Raw genomic sequence first — 25,131 nt, 5'->3', positions numbered from 1 at the left:
TTCGCCTTACCCGACCTACGGGATTGTAGGCCCGGTAAGCGCAGCGCCACCGGGCAACCAACAAGCCGCACTATCGATCCAAACCAATCGGCGCCGTCGCCTCAACCAGCCACTCACGCGCATCGCTATTCACCAGAGGTGAAAGCACCTCGCGAACCTGCCGGTGATACGCATCCAGCCACTGCTTTTCCTGCTCGCTCAGCAGATGCAGCTCAACCTGACTTAAGTCGATCGGGATCAGCGTCAGCGAGGCAAATTTGCAGAAACCCGGACGGCTCTCCACAATCTCCACCTGGTTTTCAATACGAATACCGTGGCTATCGCCCAGATAGTAGCCTGGCTCGATAGTCATGATATTGCCCGCCACCAGCGGCCACGGATTAACCTTTTTGGCGATGCGATGCGGGTTCTCGTGGATCAGCAGCTGGTGCCCCACGCCGTGTCCCGTGCCGTGATCGTAATCCAGCCCCATCTCCCACAGCGGGCGACGCGCAAACGCATCCAGCTGATGCCCCTGAGTCCCGGAAGGGAACTGCAGGGTAATGAGCGACAGGAAGCCTCTCAGCACGGCAGTGTAGTGCAGGCGCTGCTGCGGATCGACTTTCCCCCACGCCAGCGTGCGGGTGGCGTCGGTGGTGCCGTTAACATACTGACCGCCGGAATCGTTCAGGTAAAAATGGTCATGACCGATGGGCTTATTGCTGGCCTCGCTCGAATGATAGTGGCACATCGCCGCATTGCTCGAAGAGGCGGAGATGGTTTCAAAACTCTGCTCGATAAACCCCGGCTGCTGTTGACGGAACGCAAGCTGCTGCGCCTGCGCGTCCAGCTCGGTGAGCGGTTGTCCTGCCGCCTCGCGCCGCGGCACTTCGCGGCTCAGCCAGGCGAGGAAGTTGACCCACGCGGCCCCGTCCCGGTGATGGCACTCGCGATAACCTGCCAGCTCGACCGGGTTTTTAGTCGCTTTCATCAGGGTGATGGGATCGGTCCGCCAGACAATTTCTCCCCGTGGTTCAACGGCGAAGCGCAGGGCAACCGGCGCGGAATCGGCATCAATCATCACCCGTTTGCCTACGGCAATCTGCTGGCAGCGTTCAATAAAGGTATCCTGCGGCGCAATGGTGAACGCATTGCGCACACCGTCAGGCAGGGCGCTGAGCTTATTGTCGTTAACAAACCACTCAACGTGACCGTCACGACCGAGAAGGGCAAAGGAGAGCGGTACCGGGCTGTAAGGGATATCCGCACCGCGGACGTTTAACAGCCAGGCGATGTTATCCGGCAGGGTGACGGCGAGATAATCCACATTGTTTGCGGCCAGCACGGCGGCGACGCGCTGACGTTTGTCCGCGCTGCGTTCGCCGCTGTGTTCAACCGGCATCTCACGGATAAGCCCCGCCGGTGCGGCAGGGCGATCGGTCCATAGCGTGTCAAACGGCGAGGCCTTCAGCGGCACCAGCTCGCACGGCGTGGCAGACAGTTGCTCAAATTCCGCGTTGGTCATCAGCAGCGCGTCAAAACCGATGCGCGTCCCTGACTCAACGTTTTCTGCCAGCCATTCCGCCAGCGGCTCGTTGTGCAGGTGGTGGATCTCAACCTCATCCGTATTGACCTGAACGCGCGCCTGAACCTGATAGCGCCCGTCGACGAACAGCAGCGCTTTGTTTTTCAGCACCAGCGCCACGCCGGCCGAACCGTCAAAGCCCGTCAGCCAGGCCAGCTTTTCGTCGTAAGGCGCGCAGTATTCGCTCTGCCAGGCATCCGCGCGCGGGACGATCATCCCGTCGAGATGGCTGGCCTCAAGCCAGTGGCGCAGGGCAGAGAGCGGTGATGTGCTGGACATTGTTTTTCCTTATCGTGATTAGCGGAACGGCGGCTCGTTGAAGGTGCGCAGCTTGCGCGAATGCAGCTTGTCGCCCTCCGCGCGAAGTAAATCAATGGCGCGAATACCAATCTGCAGATGCTCAGAGATAGCCCCTTCGTAGAAACGGTTGGCCTGGCCCGGCAGCTTAATTTCACCGTGCAGCGGCTTATCGGAGACGCACAGCAGCGTGCCGTAAGGAACGCGGAAGCGATATCCCTGCGCGGCAATGGTGGCGCTCTCCATATCGATCGCTACCGCGCGGCTCAGGTTGAACCGCAGCGCGGAGGCGGAGTAGCGCAGCTCCCAGTTGCGGTCATCCGTTGTGACGACCGTACCGGTGCGCAGGCGCTGTTTAACCTCTTCGCCCGGCATGCCGCTGACCTCTTTGGTGGCGTCATACAGCGCGCGCTGTACTTCGGCGATGCTCGGGATTGGGATATCCGGCGGCAGCACCGCATCAAGCACGTGATCATCGCGCAGATAGGCGTGGGCCAGCACGTAGTCGCCAATCAGCTGGCTTTCGCGCAGGCCGCCGCAGTGGCCAATCATCAGCCACACGTCCGGGCGCAGTACCGCCAGATGGTCGCAGATGGTCTTGGCATTTGACGGGCCAACGCCGATGTTAATCAGCGTGATGCCCTGGCCGTCGGCGGTGATCAGGTGCCAGGCGGGCATCTGGTGCTTTTTCCACGCCAGGTCGGAAATGGCCTGCTCGGGCGCTTCGGTTTCAGCGGTGATCCAGATCCCGCCCGCGCAGGACAGCGCGATATACGGGCTCTCCGGGTCGAGGATCTGGCTGCAGCCCCAGCGGACAAACTCGTCGACGTAGCGGGTGTAGTTGGTAAAGAGCACGAACGGCTGGAAATGTTCGACTGGCGTACCGGTGTAGTGACGCAGACGCGCCAGGGAGAAATCGACCCGTCGGGCATCAAAGTGCGACAGGGGAGAAAATTCTGCCGGGTGATAAATCCCGTCGGCCGTCTCATCGCCAATCTGGGAAAGTTCCGTCGTCGGGAAGTGGCGGGTCAGCCCCGCGCTCATGGAGCGGTCAAGGGTTAACGCCGAACCGTCAATCACGTACGGATACGGGATCTCATGCTGCGAGGGCTCAACGGCAATGTGCGCGCCGTAATCCTGGTACAGTAGCGTAAGCTGTTCTTCAAGATACGGGCGGAACAGCGCAGGGCGGGTGACGGTGGTGCTGTAGCAGCCGGAGTGGGTAAAGCGCGCGTAGGCGCGGGTTTTGGGATTACTGCTGGCGCTGCCGTCCCAGGTCACAGAGAGCGATGGATAAACAAAAAGGCCCTCGGTTCTGGCCTTTTGGTCGGGAAGTTTCCCTGTTTCGATATATTCGCTGATGGCGCCGCGCAGCGCGTTGACGGACTGTTCATACAGCGCGTCGAGTTTTTCCAGCGCCTGAGCCGGGGTCAGGCTGGAGCCCTTATTATTCATCTCTGTCTCCTTGTTCCACAGGTGTGCGACTCTACCCGATAGTATGTCACACGCCTGTGAAACAAAAGGGAGATCAGCCGTGGCTCGTCTCTTTCATCAGCAGCGCCGTCGCCGCCGACAGCAGGCAGCCGGCCAGCAGATAAATCGCCACGCTGTGCCAGTTGCCGCCGGAGAAGGTCACCAGCGCGGCGGCAATAAACGGCGTAAATCCGCCACCGACCACGCTTGCGACCTGATAGCCCACGCCCGCGCCGCTGTAGCGGTAGCTTGCGCCAAACAGTTCGGTGAACATCGGCTGCTGCACGCACACCACCATGTCGTGAGCGATATTGGCGAGCATGATGGCGAAGAAGACAATCCAGAAGATCGACTGCGCCTCGAGCGCCATAAAGAATGGCCAGGCGCTGAGGGTGCCAATCAGCGCCCCGGTGATGTAAACGCGACGGCGGCCAAACCTGTCAGCCAGCCAGGCGAAGCAGGGGATAGTCAGACAGCTTATCCCGCCGACCAGCAGGCCAATATTCAGGAACAGCTCGCGGGGAAGACCGAGGTTCTGCGTCGAGTAGTTCAGGGCAAAGGCGGTGACGATATACATCGTCAGCAACTCGCACAGGCGCAGGGCGATAATTTTCAGAAAAGCGCCAGGGTGCTGAACCAGCGCTTCCATCACAGGCAGACGCTTTTTGGCGAGCGGTTTTTCCAGCTGTTGTTTTTCAAACTCAGCCGACTCCTCCATCCCGTTACGGATCCACAGCGCGGCGATGACCAGCACGATGCTGAAGATGAACGGAATACGCCAGCCCCAGCTCAGGAACTGCTCGTCGGTGGTGAGCTGGCTGATTAGCGATACCAGCCCGGTGGAAAGCAGAAGGCCCACGCCGTACCCGACCTGTACGCCGCTGCTGTAAAACGCTTTCTTATTTTTCGGCGCGCTCTCTACGGACAGAAGCGCCGCACCGCCCCATTCGCCGCCGACGGCGAAGCCCTGGATGGCGCGCAGGGTGACCAGCAGTACCGGCGCCCACCAGCCGATAGAGGCAAACGAGGGGAGAATACCAATCAGCGCGGTGGCGATCCCCATCATCCAGACGGTGAGCATCAGCATGCGCTTGCGGCCCAGGCGGTCGCCGAAGTGGCCGAAGATCACACCGCCCAGCGGGCGAAACAGAAAGCCGACGCCGAAAGTGGCAAACGCGGCAAGCGTGCCCATCGCAGGGCTGACCTGGGGAAAAAACTCGCGGTTAAACACCAGGGCGGCAGTGATGCCGTAAAGCAGAAAATCATACCAGTCGACGACGGCACCCGCGAAGCTGCCTAAGGCTGCGCGGCGGGCACGATTGAGCGAAGGTGTCTCCTCGTTGGGACGATCGGAGATGAGGGTGGAGTCCATAGTTGTCCTGTCCGTACTGATTTTTTAATTATTGGTATAAGAAAAGGTCACTCACGTTGCGCCCGTCATATAAACGGAACCTATGAGACTACCGCGACAGAACGCCTGAGAAAACGTTTTTATCTTTCCGGATGGTGCTGAATAAATAAATTTCATCCCCGCCTGCAGCGAGATAATTGTGTCTTCTGGCTCCGTTAAAGGCTGAATGGTTTACAGTAATAGTGACCGCTGCGTAAGTTAAGCTGAGGGAATAACGATGCAACGCACCTTTTCGGCATTCTGGATGGTCCTGTTTTTATTCGTCGCACCGCTTCATGCGGAGCCCAACGTCTATGGTGAACAGCGTATCAGCGGCTGGTGGAATGCGCTGACGGATGATATTTCGCAAACCTGGGAAGAGCCCCAACGTTACGACCTGTACCTGCCGTTTCTGAGCTGGCACGCTCGCTTTATGTACGACAAAGAAAAAACCGACAATTACAATGAAATGCCGTGGGGCGGCGGGCTGGGCGTTTCCCGCTATAACGAAGAGGGCAACTGGAGCGCGCTGTTCGCGATGATGTTCAAGGACTCGCATAACGAATGGCAGCCCGCGATGGGCTATGGCTGGGAGAAGGGCTGGTATCTGGATGATGCCAAAGATTTCCGTCTTGGGCTCGGTGCCGCGGCGGGCATCACGGCGCGAGATGATTTTGCAAATTATGTCCCGCTACCGTTCATCTTCCCGCTGTTTTCGGCCGGGTATAAGCGCGTTACTGTCCAGTTCACCTATATTCCCGGAACCTATAACAACGGCAACGTGCTCTTTGCCTGGCTGCGCTTAGGCTTCTAAAGGGTGATCACCTTTTTTGCCACGGCGTTAGACAATACCAGCATGGAGAACAGAACTGAGGTGACGAAGGTGAGCACAATCAGCGCCAGCTTCATACCGAGAGAGGTCACCGGTATCAGCGCCGTCAGCAGATGAAACACCGAGTAGTGCACAATATACACGCCGGTCATCGTTTTGCTGATGGCGGCCAGAATGGACTCCTTAAATTCAGCATTGCGGCGAAAGCGCACGCCGTTCGCCGCAATCACCAGCGCGATGATCAAAATGTAAATCTGCGAGCCGGTGAGAATAAAGGCGTTTCTGTCCGCCTTGAACAGCGCGAAGAAAAAGTGGCGCTCGTAAAACCAGGTGAAGAGGTAGATAAACGGGATGGCGACAACCGCCGCCCTGACGACATTTTTGCGGCTAATCCACTCGGCAATTTTCGGGTCGCAAAAGAGTTGCCCCGTCAGATAAAACAGCAGCCATGTCCACAGCCGATACTGCGGTGAAAGAGAAAGGGCGTGCGTTCCAGGATAGAGCGCTGACAGCAGATCGTATCCGTAGGAAAAGAGCAGCAGGGCGGCAATCGCGCCGCAGAACAGCCTTCGCCGCTGGCTGAGCCACTCCACCGCCGGGTGGAAGGTGTAAATCACCACAAACGCAAACACGAACCAGGGCTGGATTAAATACCCGCGCTGATAGGGCTCCCACAGGTAGTAGATCGTTATCCAGAACAGAAAAACAATCACCAGACTTTTAATTTTACCCAGCTGCCAGCGGGTGCCGTGCCGTGATTGTCCGTCGAGATAGCCCGCAACGACAAAAAACAGCGGTGTGGCGATGGTTGAAATAAAGGTTAAAAACCCCAGGATCCAGTGATAGTCATAATCATAATGATCCCAGGTGTTGTAGATGGTAAAGAAGGTCACCGCCGTCATACAGCCCAGCGTCTTGATAATGTTCAGCCCTGTCGCATTCATTGTTGTTTGGCTTCGTCCTTACGATGGAAACACGCATAGATCACGGGGAGTACCAGCAGCGTCAGGATTGTAGCAAACCCCAGTCCAAACATAATCACAACGGCCATGCTCTGGAAGAAAACGTCCAGCAGCAGCGGAGCCAGGCCAAGTACGGTCGTAAACGCGGTGAGCAGAATGGGGCGCAGGCGCGAGGTCGCGGCATATACGATCGCGCTGTGCTGATCCTGTTGCGTTTTCTGCTGTTCGATCTCTTCCACCAGCACGATGCCGTTGCGGATGAGCATTCCGCTCAGGCTCAGCAGACCAATAAGCGCCATAAAGCCAAAGGGAATGCCGGTAAGTAAAAATCCCGGCGTGACGCCAATCAGTGCCAGCGGTACGGTCAGCCAGATGGCGACCGCATTTTTTACCGAGCTGAACATCAGAACCGTAATGACAAACATCACCAGATACCCGAGAGGTAGCGTAGTGAATAGCCCCTGCTGCGCTTCGCTGGAGTTTTCCGCGTCGCCCCCCCACTCGATGCTGTAGCCGTGTGGCAGGGGAAGGGCATCTACTTGCGGCTTCACCCGGGCGAGAATGTCCCCGGAGGTTTGCTGGCTCAGCGGGTCCGGGTCCGTCTGCACCGTCAGCACCCGCGAGCGGTCGCGTCGAAGGATGAGCGGATCTTCCCACTCCAGCGAGAAGCGGCTGACGACGTTACTCAGCGGGATATACTGCTGCCGCGTCTGGCTCCAGACCAGCACGTTGTTCAGGTGACTGGCGTCCAGCCGTTCGCTCTCAGGCGGGCGCACCACGACCGGAAGCAGGTCACTGCCTTCCCGGTACAGCCCCGCCCGGCTGCCGGAGAAGTTCATCTCCAGCGCGTTGTCGACGTCCTGCTTATCTACGCCAAGCTCGCGGCCCAGGGCGGCAACGTACTGTGGGCGGATCACCTTGCTGCGGTTTTGCCAGTCGTTCCTGACGCTGCCCGTGGCCGGATCGCGGGTGAGGATGTCGTCCACCTGGCTGGCAATCAGGCGCAGCCTGTCAGGGTCCGGGCCTTTAATGCGCACCTCAATGGCGCTGTCGCCGGAGGGGCCAAACATCACGCGTTTGGTGCTGGCGTTGACCTGCGGATAGTTTCGCGCGATGTACTCGTCCACGTGGCGCGTCAGGGCGGAGATGTTGCGCTGGTCGTCCATGCGCACCATGATCTGCGCATAGTTGCTGTACTGGCGCTGTCCGCTGTAGGTCAGAATAAAGCGCATACTTCCCTGACCAATGGTTGAGACGGTGGTCTCCACGCCAGGCTGGCCGTTAATGGTTTTTTCGATATCGCTGGTCATTTTCTCAGTCCACTTGATATCGGTACCGTAGGGTAACCACAGGTCGACAAAGAAAATGGGCGTATTAGACGACGGGAAAAAGTTTTGCCGTACGGCGCCGAAGCCCCAGACAGACGCTGCCAGCAGCGCAGCCATCACAATGAGCGTCGGTGCCTTATGGCGCAGCAGCGTGTTAAGCAGGCGCTGGTAGGCGCGGTAGAGTCGTTTATCGTAAGGGTCTGACTCGTCGGTTTTATCGGGCGCGCTGTTGTTTTTAAACAACCACCACTTAATCAGCACCGGGGTGAGGGTGAGCGCCGAAAACCAGCTCAGCATCAGGGAAATCAGCAGCACCTGGAACAGGGATTTACAGTATTCCCCGGTGGAATCCTGCGACAGCCCGATAGGGGCAAACGCCAGGATGGCAATCACCGTCGCCCCCAGCAGCGGCAGGGCGGAGCGGCGGATGATGTAGTTTACGGCGGTTAACAGCGGGGAGCCCTGCTGTCGGGCAATCAATACCCCTTCGACAATCACGATGGCGTTATCCACCAGCATGCTGAGGGCGATAATCAGCGCCCCAAGCGAGATGCGCTGTAGCTCAATGCCACACAGATACATAATCAGCAGCGTGCCCAGCACGTTAAGGGCGAGAGAAACCGCAATGATGATCCCGCTGCGTACGCCCATAAAAATCAGCAGCACGCCGATGACAATCGCCAGCGCCATCAGGAAGTTAATAATAAAACCGTTAACGGAGTGGCCCACTTCGGCTGCCTGATCGTAAAACAGGTCTATCCGTATGCCGGCCGGTTTTTCCGCCGACATCTGGTTTAGCTTCGCCTCCAGCGCGTGGCCCACGTCGATCACGTTCACCCCGGGAATAAACGAGACGCCCATGGTGACGGCTTTTTTGCCGTTGGCATGGTAGATACTCGCTGGCGATTCGTTCAGCCCGCGCGACAGCGTGGCGATATCCCGCAGACGCGTCGCCGCCCCGGTGCCGGAAGGCGTGATGATGAGATCCGCCAGTTCATCAAGATTTCCGAACTCACCGGTCGGGTGCAGGCGAATGGATTCGGTGCCGGAGGTGATTTCTCCTGCGCTGGAAACAACGTTAAGTCTGCTGAGCAGGGCGGAAAGCTGGTTCAGCGTAATGCCGCGCGCGGCCATTTTGCTCAGGGAGATATCAATGTTGACCTGCTGGCTAATCGCCCCACCGATGGCGACCTTCGCAACCCCCGGGACCAGAATTAACTCGCGGCGAAGCTGCTCCGCGTATCTCACCAGTTCAGGGTTACTGAATTCATTCCCGGAAATGGCGAAGAAGAAGCCGAACACGTCGCCGAAATCGTCATTTACAAAGGGCGTGACGACGCCGTGCGGGAACTGACGCGAGGCATCGCCCACGCGGCGGCGCAGTTCATCCCAAATCTGCGGCAGCTCGTTCGAGTGATAGCGTGACGCGATGTTAACGGTGATTTGCGACAGACCGTTTGACGAGATAGAGCTGACGTTATCCAGATAAGGCAGCTGCTGAAGGGCATTCTCCAGCGGAAGCGTCACCTCTTCTTCAACCTGCTGAGCGGATGCGCCGGGGTAGTGGGTGACCACCACTGCGGTTTTGATGCTAAAGGCGGGATCTTCCAGCCTGCCGATATTCAACAGGGCAAAAATCCCCCCGATGCCCAGCAGCAGGATCGTTAGCCAGACGCGAACAGGGTTATTGATAAATTGACGAGAGATATCCATTACAGTCCCCGTTCACGCGTCCAGATACGCACCGGCTGGTTAGCATGGAGCTCCCCAACGCCCGCGGCCACCACGCGCTCGCCCGCCTTAAGCCCGCTGGTAATCACCACGCCTTCGGTGCTCACTTGCCCCACGCTGACCTTGCGGTCTTCAAGATGGAGCGCGTCGCCTTCGCCCGTTACGACCCAGACGTGCGGCTCATTGCGCGGGCTGTTGTCCGGGTTAAAGACTGCCTCAACCGGTACGACCAGCGCCTGAGCGCCCGCGCCCGCCGGGAGGTTGGTTAAATTGATGGTCACCGTACCGCTTACGCCACCGACGGCGGGAAAATCATCTGGCCGCGGCATGGTGAGTATCACCTGCCAGGTCAGGGTATTGCTGTCGCTGCTGCCCGAATGCTCTTTGTAGACGGCGGTAAATTCCCGATCCGGAATGGCGTTAATTCTCACCACGGGCCGATACTGCGCGTTGCGGATATCAAAGGTCTTAAACAGGTTTTCAGGGATGCTGAACACCACGTCAAGCAGGTCGGTGCGGGTTAACGTGGCAATGGGCTGACCGGGGGACACCACCTGATGATTTCGGACATGTACGCTGGCCGCCGTCCCGCTGAAGGGGGCGACGAGCGTCATCTGATTCAGCTCTTCCCGGGCAATCTGCAGCGCCGCATTCGCCGAATCGCGGTTCGCACGCTGCACGTCCATTTCCGCTTTCGAAATCGCCTGCCGGCCCGCCAGCGTCTGGAAGCGATCGAACTGCCTCTGGGCCAGCGTCGCCGCCGTTTGTCTGTCGTTAACCCGCTGCTGGGCTTCACGGGCGTTCAGTCTGGCAAGCTGTTGCCCCTGCTTGACGGCTGCGCCCTGACGCACATCCAGCGCTTCAATTTGACCTGCGCGCTTGAAGGAAAGGTCTGTGGCATCGCCCGATTCAATGCGGGCGGGGAAAACGCGCTGCTGGGCGTGACCGGGAACCGTCACCTCCGCCACTTTTACCATCCTGGGAAGGGGAGAGTCTTGCTTCGGTTTCGGGTCGCACGCCGTGAGCGTTAACAAAACGAACGGTAAAAGAGAGAGGTAGCGGTTCACTGTATTCCCCTAATAAATAACTGTTTTATTTATTCCATAACCTGGACAGGGGTGACACTATTCTGCCAGAACAGTGACGACCATATAGGTAAATAAACCAATCGCCGTGCTGGCGATAATGGCAAGCGCAATAAACATACCCAGACGGATCAGGCTTAAACCATACATACATTCCTCCATGAGCCGGAAGCGGTAGCTGACTATGAGCATAGTCGGCGAAAAGATAAATGTTAAATAACCATTATCAGTGGGGAAGCGCTAAACCTGATATTCCTGTGCTACGTTTAATGTTAATCATCTTTTTTTTCCGTAACTGGCATTAAGGGCAACCCCCTGCATTTAATGCGTTTTTTTGCTTCATTCACTCTCGTGTTGGTTATAAAAAGGATGCTCGATATGTATAAAAACATTCTCGTTCCGGTGGATGTCTACGAGACAAGCCTGGCGGATAAAGCGTTGCAGCATGCACAGTTTCTGGCGCAAAGCGCATCGGGTGACATTCATTTGCTGCACGTCATGCCCAAATTTTCAGCCGAACTGACGCGTGGTTTTATTTCAGATGCGCGCAAAATGGATGAATATATGATTAATAATTCGAAAGAAAAGCTGTCTGACCTGGTCAAAAAAGTAAATCTGCCAGAAGAGCGTGTTCATCTCCACGTCCGTAGCGGGAATGTTCGTGATGAGGTTATTAAGCTGGCGGATGAACTTACCGTCGGCGCGATTATTGTCGGCTCGCGAAATCCAAATATTCAAACCCATTTGTTAGGATCGGAGGCGGCAAGTATTGTTCGTTACGCACATGTTCCTGTTTTCGTTATTCGTTAATTACAGAGAAGCAAGGTGATTTCTGAATAGAATCTGAGGAAGGAACGATGAAAACAGGAAAACCTGAATGTCCGTATTATCAACAAACCGTTGATGAAACCCTGTCGAATATTCACTCCACCCTGGAAGGCCTTAGCGGCACAGAGGCATCAGCCCGGCTTCAGCAGCACGGTGAGAATGCGTTACCGCAAAAAAAGGGCAAACCCGCCTGGCTGCGCTTCCTGGCGCATTTTAACGACGTATTGATTTACGTTCTGCTGGTGGCCGCGTTGCTTAAGCTCTTCATGGGCCACTGGGTAGACATGTTTGTGATCCTTGGGGTTGCCATCATTAACGCGCTGATTGGCCATATCCAGGAGAGCAATGCTGAAAAATCGCTGCAGAGCATTCGCAATATGCTCTCCAGCGAAGCCGTGGTGGTACGACAGGGGAATCACGAAACGATCCCCACCACGGCGCTGGTCCCGGGAGATATCGTGGTGATCCGCGCCGGGGATCGTATCCCTGCGGACCTGCGCGTGATTGAAGCGCATAACCTTCGCGTGGAGGAGGCCATCCTGACCGGCGAATCCACCGTTGTTGAGAAAAACAGCGATGCGTTAAGCGGGGAACTGCCCTTAGGTGACCGGTATAATCTGCTCTACTCAGGCACTACCGTTAGCTCCGGCGGCGGTAAAGGCGTGGTGGTGGCAACCGGGGGCGAGACCGAGCTGGGCCACATCAATCAGATGATGTCCGACATTGAAAAACACCGCACGCCGCTGATGGTGCAGATGGATAAGCTCGGTAAGACCATCTTCATCACTATCCTGGTGATGATGGTGGCGCTGTTTGTCTTTAGCCTCCTGTTCCGGGATATGCCAGTTTCAGAACTGGTGCTGTCGCTTATTAGCCTCGCCGTTGCCGCCGTGCCGGAAGGCCTGCCGGCCATCATTTCCATCATCCTTTCGCTTGGCGTACAGGCCATGGCGCGTCGCAAGGCTATCATTCGCAAGCTGCCTACGGTGGAAACGCTGGGGGCGATGACGGTCATCTGCTCGGATAAAACCGGCACCCTGACGATGAATGAAATGACGGTCAAAGCGGTGATTACCGCTGACACGACCTATCGCGTAGAGGGCGACAGCTACGAACCGGTGGGGAATATTCACCCCGTAGATGACCCGACGCCCGTCAGCGTGACGCAGGGTTCCCTGCTGGAACGCTACCTGCGCACCATTGACCTCTGTAATGACAGCCAGCTGATCAAAGACGAGCAGGGGCTGTGGAAAATCACCGGGGGGCCAACCGAGGGCGCGCTGAAGGTGCTGGCGGCGAAAATCCCGCTCCCACCGGTCGACACCGAAATGCGCAGTAAAATCCCGTTTGATTCGCAGTATAAATACATGTCCACGCTGTACCGGCTGGGCGATGAAGAGGTGATTTTAATCACCGGCGCGCCGGACGTCCTGTTCCGCCTCTGCCAGTACCAGCAGACGAATGACGGGCTGCAGCCGTTCGATCAGCCTTACTGGGAAGGGAAGATTGAAGAGTATGCCCGGGAAGGTCTGCGCATGGTGGCCGCGGCCTGGAAACCTGCCCGCGAGGGACAACGCGAGCTGGATCACCCGGACCTGCATGACGGCGTGATCCTGCTGGGTATCGCAGGAATGATGGATCCGCCGCGTCCTGAGGCCATTACCGCCATTGCCGACTGTCTGCAGGCCGGGATCCGCGTGAAAATGATCACCGGTGACCACCCGCAAACGGCCATGAGCATTGGGCAAATGTTGGGGATTGGTAACGCCGCAAGCGCTATCACCGGACGTGAGCTGGAGGCGATGGACGATCGTCAGCTGAGCGACGCCGCACAGCAGTACGATATTTTCGCCCGAACCAGCCCGGAGGATAAATTCCGCCTTGTGCAGGCTCTGCAAAGTAAACAGGAAGTCGTGGGCATGACCGGGGATGGCGTAAATGATGCCCCCGCGCTCAAGCGGGCGGATGTGGGTATCGCCATGGGGATTAAGGGGACTGAAGTGACCAAGGAAGCCGCCGACATGGTGTTAACGGATGACAACTTTGCCACCATTGCCAGCGCGGTGCACGAGGGACGCCGGGTTTACGATAACCTGAAAAAGACCATTCTGTTCGTTATCCCCAGCAACATCGCGCAGGCTCTGCTGATCATCATCGCGCTGCTGGCGGGGAACCTGATCCCGCTGACGCCGGTCCTGATCCTGTGGATGAACATGGCGACGTCGGCAACGCTGTCGTTTGGCCTGGCGTTTGAAGCGGGTGAGAAGGACATCATGAACCGGCCACCGCGCAAGGCGAATCTCCATGTGATGGACGGCTATGCCATCTGGCGCGTGGTGTTTGTCGGTCTGATGATTGCCATCAGCGCCTTCGTGCTGGAAGCCTGGCTACAGCCGCGCGGCTATTCGGCAGAATTTATCCGCACCGTGCTGCTGCAAACCCTGGTCACTGCGCAGTGGTTCTACATGCTCAACTGCCGCGTTAATGACGGCTTCTCGCTGAGCAAAGGCCTGCTGGCGAACAAAGGGATTTGGATCGTGAGCGGCGTACTGCTGGCGCTACAGCTTCTTATCATTTACGCACCGTTCATGCAGATGCTGTTTGGCACCGAAGCGCTGCCGTTCCGCTACTGGGTCATCACCTTCCTGATTGGTTTTGTGATGTTCCTTATTGTCGAGGCGGAGAAAGTGCTGACGCGCAGGTGGCGCAAAACCGAGGCGTGATAGCGTAAACTGAGAAAGCCTGCCTGAGTCCGGGCTTTCTCTTTTTTGAGCGCAGAAAACTATGATTCGACTTACCTGGTTCGTCCTTACGCTGTGTGCCGCTGTACCCGGTGCGTTTGCCGTAACCTATACGCTTCCGCCGGAAGGCAGTCGTCTGGTGGGTACCCGGATTATCATCACCGTTCCCGAAGGCAACACGCTGCCTCTGGAAGCCTTTGCCGCGCAGCACGGGCAGGGGCTGAGCAACTTGCTGGAAGCAAACCCGGGCGTGGATCCTTTTTTGCCCAAACCCGGCACCCGGCTGGTGATACCCCAGCAGCTGATTTTGCCTGACACCGTCCGCGAGGGCATTATCGTCAATGCGGCAGAAATGCGCCTTTACTATTACCCGCCAGGCGGTAACACCGTTGAAGTGCTGCCCATCGGCATCGGTCAGGCCGGGCGTGAAACCCCGCGTAACTGGGTGACGGCCGTTGAGCGTAAGCAGGAGGGGCCAACCTGGTCTCCAACGCCGAATACGCGCCGTGCCTATGCGGCAGAAGGGAAAACGCTGCCGGCATTCGTGCCCGCCGGGCCGGATAACCCGATGGGGCTGTATGCGATTTATATCGGCAGGCTGTATGCCATTCACGGCACAAACTCGAATTTCGGCATCGGGCTGCGGGTGAGTCAGGGCTGTATTCGTCTGCGTAATAACGACATCAAGTATCTTTTCGATAACGTTCCCGTGGGAACCCGCGTGCAGCTTATCGATCGGCCCGTAAAAATGACCACGGAGCCGGACGGCAGCCGCTGGGTGGAAGTTCACGAGCCATTATCACGTAACCGTGCGGAATTTGAGTCAACCCGGAAAGTGCCGCTGCCTATTTCAGCCGCGCAGCGGACGCAGCTGATAAACGAGGGCGCGGGCGCTGAACTGGAACGGCGGTCGGGGATGCCGGTTAAGATCGGCATGTGAAGGGATAGTGCGGGCTGGTGCCCTCACCCCAGCCCTCTCCCACGGGAGAGGGTGCAAACACTAAAAACGGCAACCCGGTTGCCGTTTTGCATTTACCTTGCGCAGAAAAGCAAAAAGCCTGCTTTAAAAGCAGGCTTTTCAAATTTGGCTCCTCTGACTGGACTCGAACCAGTGACATACGGATTAACAGTCCGCCGTTCTACCGACTGAACTACAGAGGAATCGTGTGAACGGGGCGCATATTATCGACCTGCGTTCGCCTTGTCAAAGGGTGGATCAACGCCTTTTGATCGTTTGCTGACAAAATCGGCAAAGTGATGTTTTTGGCAGCGGAATGCACCGTCATGGTGCGGGTATACCCCTAATGGGGCAGATCATAAACTGCTGTTTCGGTAATAAAACCCCCCTCCATGATTAGGTTTCCTTATTTTCAGGCGCTTAGCGAACAATTTGGACCGCCTGGTAAAAGTGGCATTCATATTGCAAAACCTGTTCAACAACGACAGCCGGTTCCGGCACAGCATTTCGAACAGGGGGCAAAATGAACTTAAGACGACTGAAATACTTCGTAAAAATCGTCGATATCGGCAGCCTGACTCAAGCGGCAGAAGTGCTGCATATCGCGCAGCCTGCGCTGAGCCAGCAGGTGGCTACTCTGGAAGGCGAGATGGATCAGCAGCTGTTGATCCGCACCAAACGCGGCGTCACGCCAACGGAAGCAGGCAAGATCCTGTATACCCATGCGCGCACCATCCTCCGCCAATGTGAACAGGCGCAGCTGGCGGTGAATAACGTGGGACAGACCCTGAGCGGGCACGTGTCTATCGGCCTGGCGCCGGGAACGGCCGCGTCCTCTATTACCATGCCGCTGCTGCAGGCCGTCCGCGCCGAGCTGCCTGAAGTGCTGGTGTACCTGCACGAAAACAGCGGTTCCGTGCTGAATGACAAACTGCTCAACGGCCAGCTGGATATGGCGGTCCTTTACGATCGCTCCCCGGTCGCTGGCATCACCAGCCAGCCGCTGCTGAAAGAAGATCTCTATCTCGTGGGCACCCGCGACTGTCCGGGCCAGAGCGTAGACCTTACCGCCGTGGCAGAGATGAACCTTTATCTGCCGCGCGACTACAGCGCCGTGCGCGTGCGCGTGGACGAAGCGTTCTCCCTGCGCCGCCTGACGGCCAAAATCATCGGTGAAATTGACTCAATCTCCACGCTCACCGCGGCCATTGCCAGCGGAATGGGGGTGACGGTTCTGCCGGAATCCGCAGCACGCTCGCTGTGCAGCGCGGCAAACGGCTGGATGGCGCGGATCACCACGCCTTCGATGAGCCTGCCGCTGTCGCTGAACATGTCTGCACGCGGTTCGCTGACGCCGCAGGCGCAGGCGGTAAAAGAGATTTTGATGTCGCTGGTCAGCAAGCCGTCGCTTGAGAACCGTGAACTCCAGCTCGTGAGCTGATATTCCATAAAAGCATAAGATGCTGGTTTTTATTATTTGTTCTGCAGCGCGGCTGACTCTAACAATAGAGCTATGTCAGATGCGCCGGAGTGAATCGTGAATTTCCAGCAACTTAAAATTATCCGTGAGGCGGCCAGGCGGGACTACAACCTGACCGAGGTCGCCAATATGCTTTATACCTCTCAGTCCGGCGTCAGCCGCCACATCCGCGAGCTGGAAGAGGAGCTGGGCATAGAGATCTTTATCCGTCGCGGCAAGCGGCTGCTCGGCATGACGGAGCCCGGTAAGGCTTTGCTCACCATCGCTGAGCGGATCCTCAACGAGGCCAGCAACGTGCGTCGTCTGGCGGATCTCTTTACCAATGACGCCTCGGGCGTACTCACCATTGCCACCACCCACACCCAGGCGCGCTACAGCCTGCCGCCGGTGATTAAAGCGTTCCGTGAGCTTTTCCCCGACGTCCGTCTGGAGCTCATCCAGGGCACGCCGCAGGAAATTGAAGTGCTGCTGCAAAACGGTGGGGCGGATATCGGCATTGCCAGCGAACGCCTGAGCAACGACCCGCTGCTGGTGGCCTTTCCCTGGTTCCGCTGGTACCACAGCCTGTTACTCCCGGTCGATCATCCGCTGAATCAGGTTTCCCCTCTGACGCTGGAAGACGTTGCGAAATGGCCGCTGATCACCTACCGCCAGGGGATCACCGGACGCTCGCGCATAGACGAGGCCTTCAACCGCAAAGGGCTAACGCCGGACGTGGTGCTGAGCGCGCAGGATTCTGACGTGATCAAAACCTACGTCGAGCTGGGTCTGGGCATTGGTCTGGTGGCGGAACAGTCCAGCGGAGAACGCGAGGACGGGAACCTGGTGCGTCTTGATACGCGTCACCTGTTTGACGCCAACACCGTATGGCTTGGCCTGAAGCGCGGGCAGCTGCAGCGCAACTACGTGTGGCGCTTTATCGAGCTCTGCAACGCCGGGCTGTCGGTGGATGAGATTAAACGCCAGGTGATGGAGCCGGAAGAAGTGGCGATTGATTATCAGATTTAGGTGCTGGTTTGTCCGGTAGCGCTGCGCTGACCGGGCTCATCGCTTAGTTGAACGGATATTTTTTAAAGACCGCCTGTGATTCGAATGATTCGGCAACCGCCTGAATCTCTCTAAAATCCGCTGCGTTAACGACGTGCGGGATCATCGACTGAATAAACGTCCAGACAACCGTGCTCGTGACGGCAACCTGATCGGGAACGGCGGAGGCCGGACGCGTCTTCAGCAAGGCATTCCATTCCCTGCAGGCCGCCAGCAGCTGGGTTGTAACGCGTTCGACCCATAAAGCGTGCTGCTTTTCCACCGGGCGCTGGTGGTGTTCATACACATTTTGCACGGCTTTCTCCGCGGCGGCGAGGATAAAGCCCAGCGTCTGAAGATCGTTTGCCAGCGCATCCGACGTGACGGGCAGAAGCCTCCGCTCGGGTGCGGCCTGAGCCTCGAAATAATTCAGTATCAGCGACGAATCCATCAAACGTATTCCGTTATCCAGAATCAGCGTGGGCGCTTTTACCGCGGGATTGATTCGGGAGAACGCTTCGAAAGTGCTAAAGACCGACAGCGGCTGGCTTTCAAACTCAACGCCATAAAGCTCAAGGGAGATCGCCACGCGCCGTACATAAGGTGAATCCATCATGCCAACAAGCTTAATCATCGTTCCCGTTTTCCTGTCTCTGTGAAATAACGCGTCATTGAAGAGGATGAACAGACAGTACAATACAAACTTCCTGGCGAATATCTTCAGTATCTTACCGTAAAGGTTAGTATTACTGACATGTGGGCAAGTTGCCGTTATACATCCAGCGCGGATAAGGGAGTGCTTTCATGTCGGATTTTCCACCCATTGCCAGTTTGCGAAGCTTTGAAGCCGTCGCCCGTCTTGGCAGCGTGACGCTGGCGGCGAAAGAACTCCACGTTACCCATTCCGCTATCAGCCAGCAGATCAAAGTGCTGGAGGAGATGGTGGGCGTAAAGCTCTTTATCCGTCAGGGACGCGGGGTGCAGATTAACGAAGAAGGGTGGCTCTATGCCTTACAGGTACGCGAGGCGTTGAACCATATCGCAGATGCCACCCGGCTTGTACAGGTGAAGCCGAGAAAGCAGGAGCTGACGCTGGCGATGGTGCCGTCTTTTGGATGCCACTGGCTGTTGCCGCGTCTGGAACGCTTTCGGGCGAAATATCCACTTATCACTCTTCGGATCCAGGCCAGCCTGACGGTCACCAGCCTGCAGCAGGAAGGAACAGACATCGCGATACGGATGGGGAAGGGAAACTGGGAAGGGAGTGAAAACCATTACCTTTTTTCCGATGAACTCATTGTGGTGGCCGCACCCGGCTATAACGACGGTGTGCTGCCCGCTACGCCGGCTGAGATTGCAAAAAGTCATATTATTTTTTCCATGGAGTCGTGGAAAACGTGGTGCGTAAATGCGGGGCTGGAGAAAGAGATCGTGCCTGGCGGTTTATGCATTAACGACTCGAATTTAATTATCGAAGCCGTTCGGCTCGGGAAAGGCATCGCGCTGGAGCGTCGCTCTCTGGTTCAGGATGCCATCACCCGGGGGGAACTGGTCCAGCTAACCTCAATTACCGCGCCGTATCCCTGGCCTTACTGGCTGGTGAAAGCGCAGTCAACGGAGACGAAGCCCGAGGTGGCTCTTTTTGTCGCGTGGCTGGATGAGGAAGTGGCGGCCTGGCGGCAGTTGCTGGGCTGCTGAACTTTTTCCGATTCTGCTCGTAACAAAATGAATATCCAACAAGGGATACATAGAATTACTCCGGCACGCATTCAGTATTTCCGTAACCCCACAAGATTCTGCTTTTACATCTCAGCATAATCATCGCTATAGCTTTGCACGTATATAGCTTTTGATCTATATTGGATGGGAGGTCTTGTGTGGGCAATTAACACGACGGACAGGTTTGATCGCTGGTTCACTTCGCTTGACGATACCGAACGCGCCAGCGTACTTGCAGCACTGCTTGTTTTGCGAGAGAAGGGGCCGGGTTTATCGAGACCCTACGCTGATACGCTTAAAGGCTCTCGTCACAGCAACATGAAAGAGCTACGTATTCAGAGTAAGGGCGATCCCTTGCGGGCATTTTTCGCCTTTGATCCAAACCGCACGGGTATCGTGCTTTGTGCGGGCAATAAGGTCGGCAATGAAAGGCGATTCTACGATGAGATGCTTCTCGTTGCTGACCAGGAATTCACTCACTGGCTGGATACATTAAAAGAGAGGGAATAGCGCGATGGGAAGAACCCTTGAGCAGCTTATAGCGGATGAAAAGCCGGAGGTTGTCGCCAGCGCTCAGGCGATAGCAACGGATATTTTGCTCAACATTCATCTTGCTGAGTTACGCGAGAAAGTACAAAAAACGCAGGTAGAAATGGCGCAGGCGTTGGGTATCAGGCAACCTACCGTTGCGGTAATGGAAAAGCCCGGGCGCGATTTGAAACTCTCTTCTCTCAAGCGCTACGTTGAGGCGGCGGGCGGAAAGCTGCGGCTTGATGTGGAGCTGCCGGACGGCTCGCACTATGAGTTTGTGCTGTAGGGCAGAAAAGCATAAAGCCTGCTTCAAAACCGCCAGCATGACCGTCACTCGGCGGTGATGAGCGAATAGATGCAGTTACTTATTTGTAGAAGTGGGGACATGCTGCTGCATCAATTCAACGATCCAATCAATAAAAACGCGCAGTTTGGCGTTAACGTGGCGGTTCGGCGGAAAGGCCAGGTACAGAGGCATTGGGTTAATACGCCAGTCTTCAAATAGCGGAATCAAGGAGCCACAAGCCTGATGTGCTGCCGCCATATAAACGGGTAGTGCAATCACGCCTAATCCCGCGAGCCCGGCTTCGAGGTAGGCATTACCATCATCCACTGCAAGCACGTAGCTGCCCGTGATTTCAATATGTTCGCTCTCACCGTGCAGTACCAGAGGATCAACCTTGCCGGTGCGTGAGGACAAGAATCCCACTATGCGATGGTCCGTGTTTTCCAGCTCTCGCGGATGCGCAGGTGCGCCGAGGCGTTCCACATAGCTCGGTGCGACGTAAACACCGATTTGCAAATCGCCGATATGGCGTGCGATCAGGGACTGGTCGTTGATTTCACCGCCGCGCACGACGCAATCCACGTTGTCGCCGATCAGATCCACCACCCGGTCACTCACGCCCATGTCGAACTGGATATCAGGGTAGCGCGCGTGAAAAGCCGGTAGCGCGGGCACCAGCACCAGGCGGGCGAGAGGAGTGGGCACGTCCACCCGTAGTCGCCCCCGGGGCATCATCGTTGCACTGGACAGGCTGTTTTCAGCATCTTCCATGTCCGCCAGCAGGCGGATGACGCGCTCGTAGTAGACCGCGCCATCAGGAGTCACACCGAGCCTGCGGGTGGTGCGGTGGAGCAGCTTGACGCGCAGGCGCGCTTCCAGCTGCTGAATAAGCTGCGTCACCGTGGTTTTACTCATATGAAGCGTTTGGGCAGCCTTGGTGAAACTGCCTGCCTCCACCACGCGAGCAAAGGCGCGCATCGCATCGAAACGATCCATCCCAAGTCCTCTCTTTTCACCGATTGTTTGGATATTACAAACAATGATGGACAAAGTCGCTTGTTTATCCGCCCGATCCGACACCTGTAAAGTGTCTTTATGTTCACCGGGCAGATTTCGCCCCATTACAGAGGCACAAACATGACAACACGCGAAGCCGTTTTTCCCTTCGGTCGGCAGGCGCTCTACGAGCGCAACCGGTATTCACCCGCCATCAAATCTAACGGCTTCCTGTTTGTTTCGGGACAGGTTGGTAGCCGGGAGGATGGTTCGCCTGAAGAGGATCTCAACGCGCAGATCCGGCTGGCATTCGATAACCTTAATGCTGTTCTTGCGGCTGCGGGCTGCACGTTCGATGACGTGGTTGACGTTACCCTCTTTGTCGTCGATCCCGAGTCAAACCTCGACGCTATCTGGAGTATCCTGCCAGAATATTGGGGGGAAGCGCCTTACCCTACGTTGACCGGGATCGGCGTGACGTGGCTGTACGGATTCCAGTTTGAGATTAAGGTGATTGCCAGGCTGCCCTGAGCGTTACGGGTCTTTCCGACGGTCAAAAGACAATACAGCGGGCGCAGCTCCGATCCGGAAGCCGCCTCGCATTTCGTTTATCCGATTCGCCATAATCCTTTGAACCGCAAAAACAGTTTTCTATTATCAGCCTTCTTAGTTCCGCGCTTCGTTCCCGCCTGCACTGCCCTTCGATGGATAACGGCTTTATGGACACCTAAATACGAAAAGGAAATCACCATGAATCTGATGAATAATTGTGCACTTCCCGCCATGAATGTTATATTAAAATATAATATCCGGAGGTGCGCTATGTATACAACTCGTCTGAAAAAGGTCGGCGGATCCATCATGCTGGCGGTTCCTCCCGCCGTGCTGAAAACGCTGGAACTGTCGACGGACAGCGAAGTCGGCATGACCATTAATAATGGCTGCCTGATTATTGAACCCCAGAAGCGGCCTCACTATTCGCTTGAGGAACTGCTGGCGCAGTGCGATCCGCACGCTGAAATGAGCGAAGAGGAGCGGGAATGGATCGATGCGCCTGCGGTGGGCAGGGAGATCCTGTAAATGGACAGAGGGGAAATCTGGCTTGTTTCACTGGATCCGATTGCTGGCCACGAGCAAAGTGGAAAACGTCCGGTTCTTATCGTATCGAAGGCATCGTTTAACAAGCTGACCCGGTTACCGGTAGTGGTTCCCGTCACCAGCGGCGGAAACTTTGCACGTACGGCAGGTTTCACCGTTTCACTGGAAGGGGCGGGAACAACAACAACGGGCGTTATTCGCTGCGACCAGCCCAGAACCATTGATATGGCTGCCCGGAACGGCATGCGGCTGGAACGCATACCTGACGCCGTTGTAAATGAAGTGCTTGCCAGGCTGGATGCGATTCTGAATTAACATCAGTGACGCAGAAAAGCAAAAAGCCTGCTTCAAAAGCAGGCTTTTCAAATTTGGCTCCTCTGACTGGACTCGAACCAGTGACATACGGATTAACAGTCCGCCGTTCTACCGACTGAACTACAGAGGAATCGTGTGAACGGGGCGAATATTATCGACCTGCGTTCACCTTGTCAAAGGGGGAAATTAAACTTTTCGTTCGTTTGCCGACAATTTCAGCAAATCGCTGATTTTATAGCAAATTCGCGTTGAAATTACACAGCAAAATGCGCCGCCCGCAGGCGGCGCGCAGGATCAGAACAGTACGGAGTAGTTCAGACCAAACGTACGTCCGCGGCCTTTATAGGTATACAGCCCCGGTGCGCCGTAGGTTGGGCTATACAGCCCCGGTGCGCGCTGGCCCCAGGCGGTGGTGTAGTCTTTGTCCAGCAGGTTTTCCACGCTGAAGCTGACCTTACCCACCGGCAGGGCGTAGCTGCCCAGGAAGTCGACCGTGTTATAGCCATCGATCTTCTTGCCGTCGGAGTCTGACACGTCAAAGGTCTGCGTGCTCTGTACGCGCAGGGTCCAGTCGCCCGGTGCCCAGTTGACCCATGCGCTGGCTTTCGACGGGCTTGCGCTGTCAACCGTCAGCTTCTCCCATTTGCCGTTTTCGCGCGTTTCAGACTTGATGGCGTTAAAGTTCGCACCGGTGCTCCAGTCGCTGTCGGTGAAGAAATAGTCCACCTGACCTTCAACCCCGTAGATACGACGCTTGTCGTCTTCCAGGTTGATGGTCATATCCGTCTTGTTGATGGTGATGGTTTTATCAGAGAGCGAGTAATACGCCGCGACCTGCGTGCGCAGGTTATCGCCGGTGTAACGCCAGCCCAGCTCATAAGCGTTGACCTTGATACCGTCCAGCGTCGAGTCGTTCACGTTGACGCTGTTCAGCAGGCGATAGTGACCGTTGCTGAGCTGATAGGTGCCGGAGCCGTAGTACTTCGCCAGGTCCGGAATTTCGAAGCCCTGGGAGAAGTTAAACCACAGCTGCTGCTGTTCGGTCAGGCGACCGAGGATCCCGGCGTTAAACAGGAAGTTGTTGTAATCGGTTTTCCCGCCCGGCACCGCGTCGGCGGAGGTGGCTTTCCCGGTGGCGATGGCCTGCTGCTGGGTATAACCGACAAAGTCGTCTACCTTGTTCTCGGTGTACTGATAACGTACGCCGCCGCTCAGGGTGATGGCGTCAATGTCGTAGCTGGCCTGCAGGAACGGGGCGAGGTTGGTGATGCTGTAGCCCGGGTAACGGCCCACGTTGTAGGCGTTATCCAGCTCCATGCCGCCGCTCGCCGCGGCCTTGCTCAGGTTGAAGAACTGCTGGTTGGCATCGAAGGTTTCGTGGTCGGCATCCACACCCCAGGTCAGCGTTAAATCGTCCACCGGCTTGCTGTTCAGCGTCAGCTTGCCGCCGTAAAAATCGGTTTTCTGCTGGGACGCGCCGATGCTGCTCACCACGCCTTTGGTCAGGGTCGGGAACGGATAATAGGTCAGGCTCTCGTCGCGATAGTAAATCTGCGCGACCAGATCCTGGCCCCAGAAATCGGTATTGGAGTACTGCAGGTTAATCAGATGGCGCTCGGTGCCCGGTACGCGGTCAGAATCAAGATTATCTTTGTTGTACGCGGTCGCATCGCCTGTTACCGCCGAGAAGTTCTTCCCGAGATACAGGCCATGCTTGCCGTCGGACTCGCTCTTGTAGTACTGGGTCGTCAGCTGCAGCTGCTGACGATCGTCAATGTTGATGGTGCCTGTGCCCATCACATCTATACGGTCGGAATACTGGAGGCCGGTCTGGGTGTTATCGATAATCACCTCGTTGCCTTTGCCGTCATACCAGCCGCCGTAGCGCTGATACGACACCGACAGACGACCGGAGGCGTTGTCGTTACCGCCGCTTACGGCTGCCGACACGTTCTCATCGTGATCGTTGTGGCTGTTAAACCCGCTCTTTGCCCCGGTCTGGAACTCCACTTCGGTATCCGGCTGGCCCTTTTTGGTGACGATGTTCACCAGGCCGCCGGTGCTGCCGCCGCCGTAGAGCGAGGTGGCGCCGGAGATCACTTCGATACGGTCAATGTTGAACGGATCGATAGAGTCCAGCTGGCGGCTGTCGCTGCGGGACGAGTTCAGGCGAACGCCGTCCACCATCACCATCATGGAGCGGCCGCGCAGGTTCATGCCGTAGTTGGTACGGCCCTGGCTGCTGACGTCCATACCTGGGATCAGCTGTGCCAGCACTTCTTTAATCTCTTTCCCGCCCTGAACCTGCTGCTCAATTTCAGCCCGTTCAATGACCCAGGTGGTCTGCGCCATCTCCGCCACGCTGCGGTGCGCGCGGCTGGCGGAGACCACGATATTTTCTTCCTTTTGTTCTTCCGCCCACGCAGAGGTAGAAAGCATTGCAAGCAAGCAAGGATTTAAAACCCAAAGATGAGAACGTTTCATTGTTATG

At 56.7% G+C, this 25,131-nt stretch carries 21 protein-coding genes and 2 tRNA genes; 12 read left to right on the top strand and 11 right to left on the bottom strand.

From position 1 onward, the window contains the following. Positions 1 to 70: 70 nt before the first annotated feature. From EnteroDNA1_RS06335 to shiA, 3 genes are all read right to left on the bottom strand, one after another. A complete protein-coding gene (locus EnteroDNA1_RS06335; RefSeq protein ID WP_069303051.1) occupies positions 71 to 1,843 on the bottom strand; it encodes an aminopeptidase P family protein in 1,773 nt (590 codons plus the stop codon). A gap of 18 nt (positions 1,844 to 1,861) precedes the next feature. Continuing rightward, positions 1,862 to 3,316 (bottom strand): AMP nucleosidase, encoded by a 1,455-nt coding sequence (locus EnteroDNA1_RS06330; RefSeq protein ID WP_023312354.1) that lies wholly within the window; start codon positions 3,314 to 3,316, stop codon positions 1,862 to 1,864. Positions 3,317 to 3,389: 73 nt separating this feature from the next. Next, positions 3,390 to 4,706 carry a shikimate transporter gene (gene shiA, locus EnteroDNA1_RS06325; RefSeq protein ID WP_048979815.1) on the bottom strand — a complete coding sequence of 439 codons (1,317 nt, stop codon included), beginning with the start codon at positions 4,704 to 4,706 and terminating at the stop codon, positions 3,390 to 3,392. Between the two features lie 256 nt (positions 4,707 to 4,962). Here shiA and pagP point away from each other — a divergent pair, with 256 nt between their 5' ends. Next, positions 4,963 to 5,538 carry a lipid IV(A) palmitoyltransferase PagP gene (gene pagP / locus EnteroDNA1_RS06320; protein WP_033145939.1) on the top strand — a complete coding sequence of 192 codons (576 nt, stop codon included), beginning with the start codon at positions 4,963 to 4,965 and terminating at the stop codon, positions 5,536 to 5,538. Here pagP and EnteroDNA1_RS06315 read toward each other — a convergent pair. From EnteroDNA1_RS06315 to EnteroDNA1_RS06305, 3 genes are read right to left on the bottom strand one after another with little or no spacing between them, the layout of a single operon-like run. Then, positions 5,535 to 6,500 carry an acyltransferase gene (locus EnteroDNA1_RS06315; protein WP_069303050.1) on the bottom strand — a complete coding sequence of 322 codons (966 nt, stop codon included), beginning with the start codon at positions 6,498 to 6,500 and terminating at the stop codon, positions 5,535 to 5,537. The genes pagP and EnteroDNA1_RS06315 overlap by 4 nt on opposite strands. Next, positions 6,497 to 9,559, bottom strand: a complete 3,063-nt coding sequence (locus EnteroDNA1_RS06310; RefSeq protein WP_069303049.1) for an efflux RND transporter permease subunit — start codon at positions 9,557 to 9,559, stop codon at positions 6,497 to 6,499. The genes EnteroDNA1_RS06315 and EnteroDNA1_RS06310 overlap by 4 nt, the downstream gene beginning before the upstream one ends. Beyond that, the gene (locus EnteroDNA1_RS06305; RefSeq protein WP_069303048.1) at positions 9,559 to 10,644 is read right to left on the bottom strand and encodes an efflux RND transporter periplasmic adaptor subunit; all 1,086 of its coding nucleotides are present in this window, start codon (positions 10,642 to 10,644) and stop codon (positions 9,559 to 9,561) included. The genes EnteroDNA1_RS06310 and EnteroDNA1_RS06305 overlap by 1 nt, the downstream gene beginning before the upstream one ends. 396 nt (positions 10,645 to 11,040) lie before the next feature. Here EnteroDNA1_RS06305 and EnteroDNA1_RS06300 point away from each other — a divergent pair, with 396 nt between their 5' ends. From EnteroDNA1_RS06300 to ldtA, 3 genes are all read left to right on the top strand, one after another. Beyond that, positions 11,041 to 11,472, top strand: a complete 432-nt coding sequence (locus tag EnteroDNA1_RS06300; protein ID WP_023312348.1) for a universal stress protein — start codon at positions 11,041 to 11,043, stop codon at positions 11,470 to 11,472. A gap of 47 nt (positions 11,473 to 11,519) precedes the next feature. Beyond that, the gene (locus EnteroDNA1_RS06295; protein WP_069303047.1) at positions 11,520 to 14,213 is read left to right on the top strand and encodes a cation-transporting P-type ATPase; all 2,694 of its coding nucleotides are present in this window, start codon (positions 11,520 to 11,522) and stop codon (positions 14,211 to 14,213) included. A 61-nt stretch (positions 14,214 to 14,274) separates the two neighbouring features. Next, positions 14,275 to 15,171: a L,D-transpeptidase gene (gene ldtA / locus EnteroDNA1_RS06290; protein WP_069303046.1), complete on the top strand. Its 897-nt coding sequence runs from the start codon at positions 14,275 to 14,277 to the stop codon at positions 15,169 to 15,171. A 145-nt stretch (positions 15,172 to 15,316) separates the two neighbouring features. Here ldtA and EnteroDNA1_RS06285 read toward each other — a convergent pair. Beyond that, positions 15,317 to 15,392: transfer RNA gene (locus EnteroDNA1_RS06285), tRNA-Asn, on the bottom strand. A gap of 320 nt (positions 15,393 to 15,712) precedes the next feature. On the opposite strand from EnteroDNA1_RS06285, the gene nac reads away from it, so the two are divergent. Both nac and cbl read left to right on the top strand, forming a co-directional pair. After that, entirely contained in the window at positions 15,713 to 16,630 is a 918-nt protein-coding gene (nac, locus tag EnteroDNA1_RS06280; protein ID WP_033145933.1) for a nitrogen assimilation transcriptional regulator NAC, read from the top strand. 96 nt (positions 16,631 to 16,726) lie between these two features. Then, a complete protein-coding gene (cbl, locus tag EnteroDNA1_RS06275) occupies positions 16,727 to 17,677 on the top strand; it encodes an HTH-type transcriptional regulator Cbl (RefSeq protein ID WP_023336219.1) in 951 nt (316 codons plus the stop codon). A 43-nt stretch (positions 17,678 to 17,720) separates the two neighbouring features. On the opposite strand, the gene EnteroDNA1_RS06270 is transcribed toward cbl, so the two are convergent. Then, complete coding sequence (locus EnteroDNA1_RS06270) at positions 17,721 to 18,329, bottom strand: glutathione S-transferase family protein (protein WP_083239546.1); 609 nt, start codon at positions 18,327 to 18,329, stop codon at positions 17,721 to 17,723. A 170-nt stretch (positions 18,330 to 18,499) separates the two neighbouring features. Between EnteroDNA1_RS06270 and EnteroDNA1_RS06265 the strand changes: the two genes are divergently transcribed. The 3 genes from EnteroDNA1_RS06265 (at position 18,500) to EnteroDNA1_RS06255 (ending at position 20,231) form a co-directional block, all read left to right on the top strand. Continuing rightward, positions 18,500 to 19,393, top strand: a complete 894-nt coding sequence (locus tag EnteroDNA1_RS06265; protein ID WP_069303045.1) for a LysR substrate-binding domain-containing protein — start codon at positions 18,500 to 18,502, stop codon at positions 19,391 to 19,393. Positions 19,394 to 19,570: 177 nt separating this feature from the next. Next, complete coding sequence (locus tag EnteroDNA1_RS06260; protein ID WP_069303044.1) at positions 19,571 to 19,924, top strand: type II toxin-antitoxin system RelE/ParE family toxin; 354 nt, start codon at positions 19,571 to 19,573, stop codon at positions 19,922 to 19,924. A 4-nt stretch (positions 19,925 to 19,928) separates the two neighbouring features. Beyond that, complete coding sequence (locus tag EnteroDNA1_RS06255) at positions 19,929 to 20,231, top strand: XRE family transcriptional regulator (protein WP_029741460.1); 303 nt, start codon at positions 19,929 to 19,931, stop codon at positions 20,229 to 20,231. Between the two features lie 75 nt (positions 20,232 to 20,306). Here the strand turns inward: EnteroDNA1_RS06255 and EnteroDNA1_RS06250 are convergent, their stop codons facing one another. Next, positions 20,307 to 21,227, bottom strand: a complete 921-nt coding sequence (locus tag EnteroDNA1_RS06250; RefSeq protein ID WP_069303043.1) for a LysR family transcriptional regulator — start codon at positions 21,225 to 21,227, stop codon at positions 20,307 to 20,309. Between the two features lie 141 nt (positions 21,228 to 21,368). Here EnteroDNA1_RS06250 and EnteroDNA1_RS06245 point away from each other — a divergent pair, with 141 nt between their 5' ends. The 3 genes from EnteroDNA1_RS06245 (at position 21,369) to EnteroDNA1_RS06235 (ending at position 22,640) form a co-directional block, all read left to right on the top strand. Further along, complete coding sequence (locus tag EnteroDNA1_RS06245) at positions 21,369 to 21,758, top strand: RidA family protein (RefSeq protein ID WP_059445031.1); 390 nt, start codon at positions 21,369 to 21,371, stop codon at positions 21,756 to 21,758. A 291-nt stretch (positions 21,759 to 22,049) separates the two neighbouring features. Continuing rightward, complete coding sequence (locus tag EnteroDNA1_RS06240; protein WP_033145928.1) at positions 22,050 to 22,307, top strand: AbrB/MazE/SpoVT family DNA-binding domain-containing protein; 258 nt, start codon at positions 22,050 to 22,052, stop codon at positions 22,305 to 22,307. Further along, positions 22,308 to 22,640 carry a type II toxin-antitoxin system PemK/MazF family toxin gene (locus EnteroDNA1_RS06235; RefSeq protein WP_064672767.1) on the top strand — a complete coding sequence of 111 codons (333 nt, stop codon included), beginning with the start codon at positions 22,308 to 22,310 and terminating at the stop codon, positions 22,638 to 22,640. Between the two features lie 54 nt (positions 22,641 to 22,694). On the opposite strand, the gene EnteroDNA1_RS06230 is transcribed toward EnteroDNA1_RS06235, so the two are convergent. Then, a tRNA-Asn gene (locus EnteroDNA1_RS06230) sits at positions 22,695 to 22,770 on the bottom strand. Positions 22,771 to 22,934: 164 nt separating this feature from the next. Beyond that, complete coding sequence (locus EnteroDNA1_RS06225) at positions 22,935 to 25,124, bottom strand: TonB-dependent siderophore receptor (protein ID WP_045356712.1); 2,190 nt, start codon at positions 25,122 to 25,124, stop codon at positions 22,935 to 22,937. Positions 25,125 to 25,131 lie beyond the last annotated feature (7 nt).

The sequence above is a fragment of the Enterobacter sp. HK169 genome (genome assembly GCF_001719105.1).
Lineage (GTDB): Bacteria > Pseudomonadota > Gammaproteobacteria > Enterobacterales > Enterobacteriaceae > Enterobacter > Enterobacter asburiae_B.
Note: the sequence above shows the minus strand (reverse complement) of the source record. Positions and strands in the feature narration are given on the sequence as shown.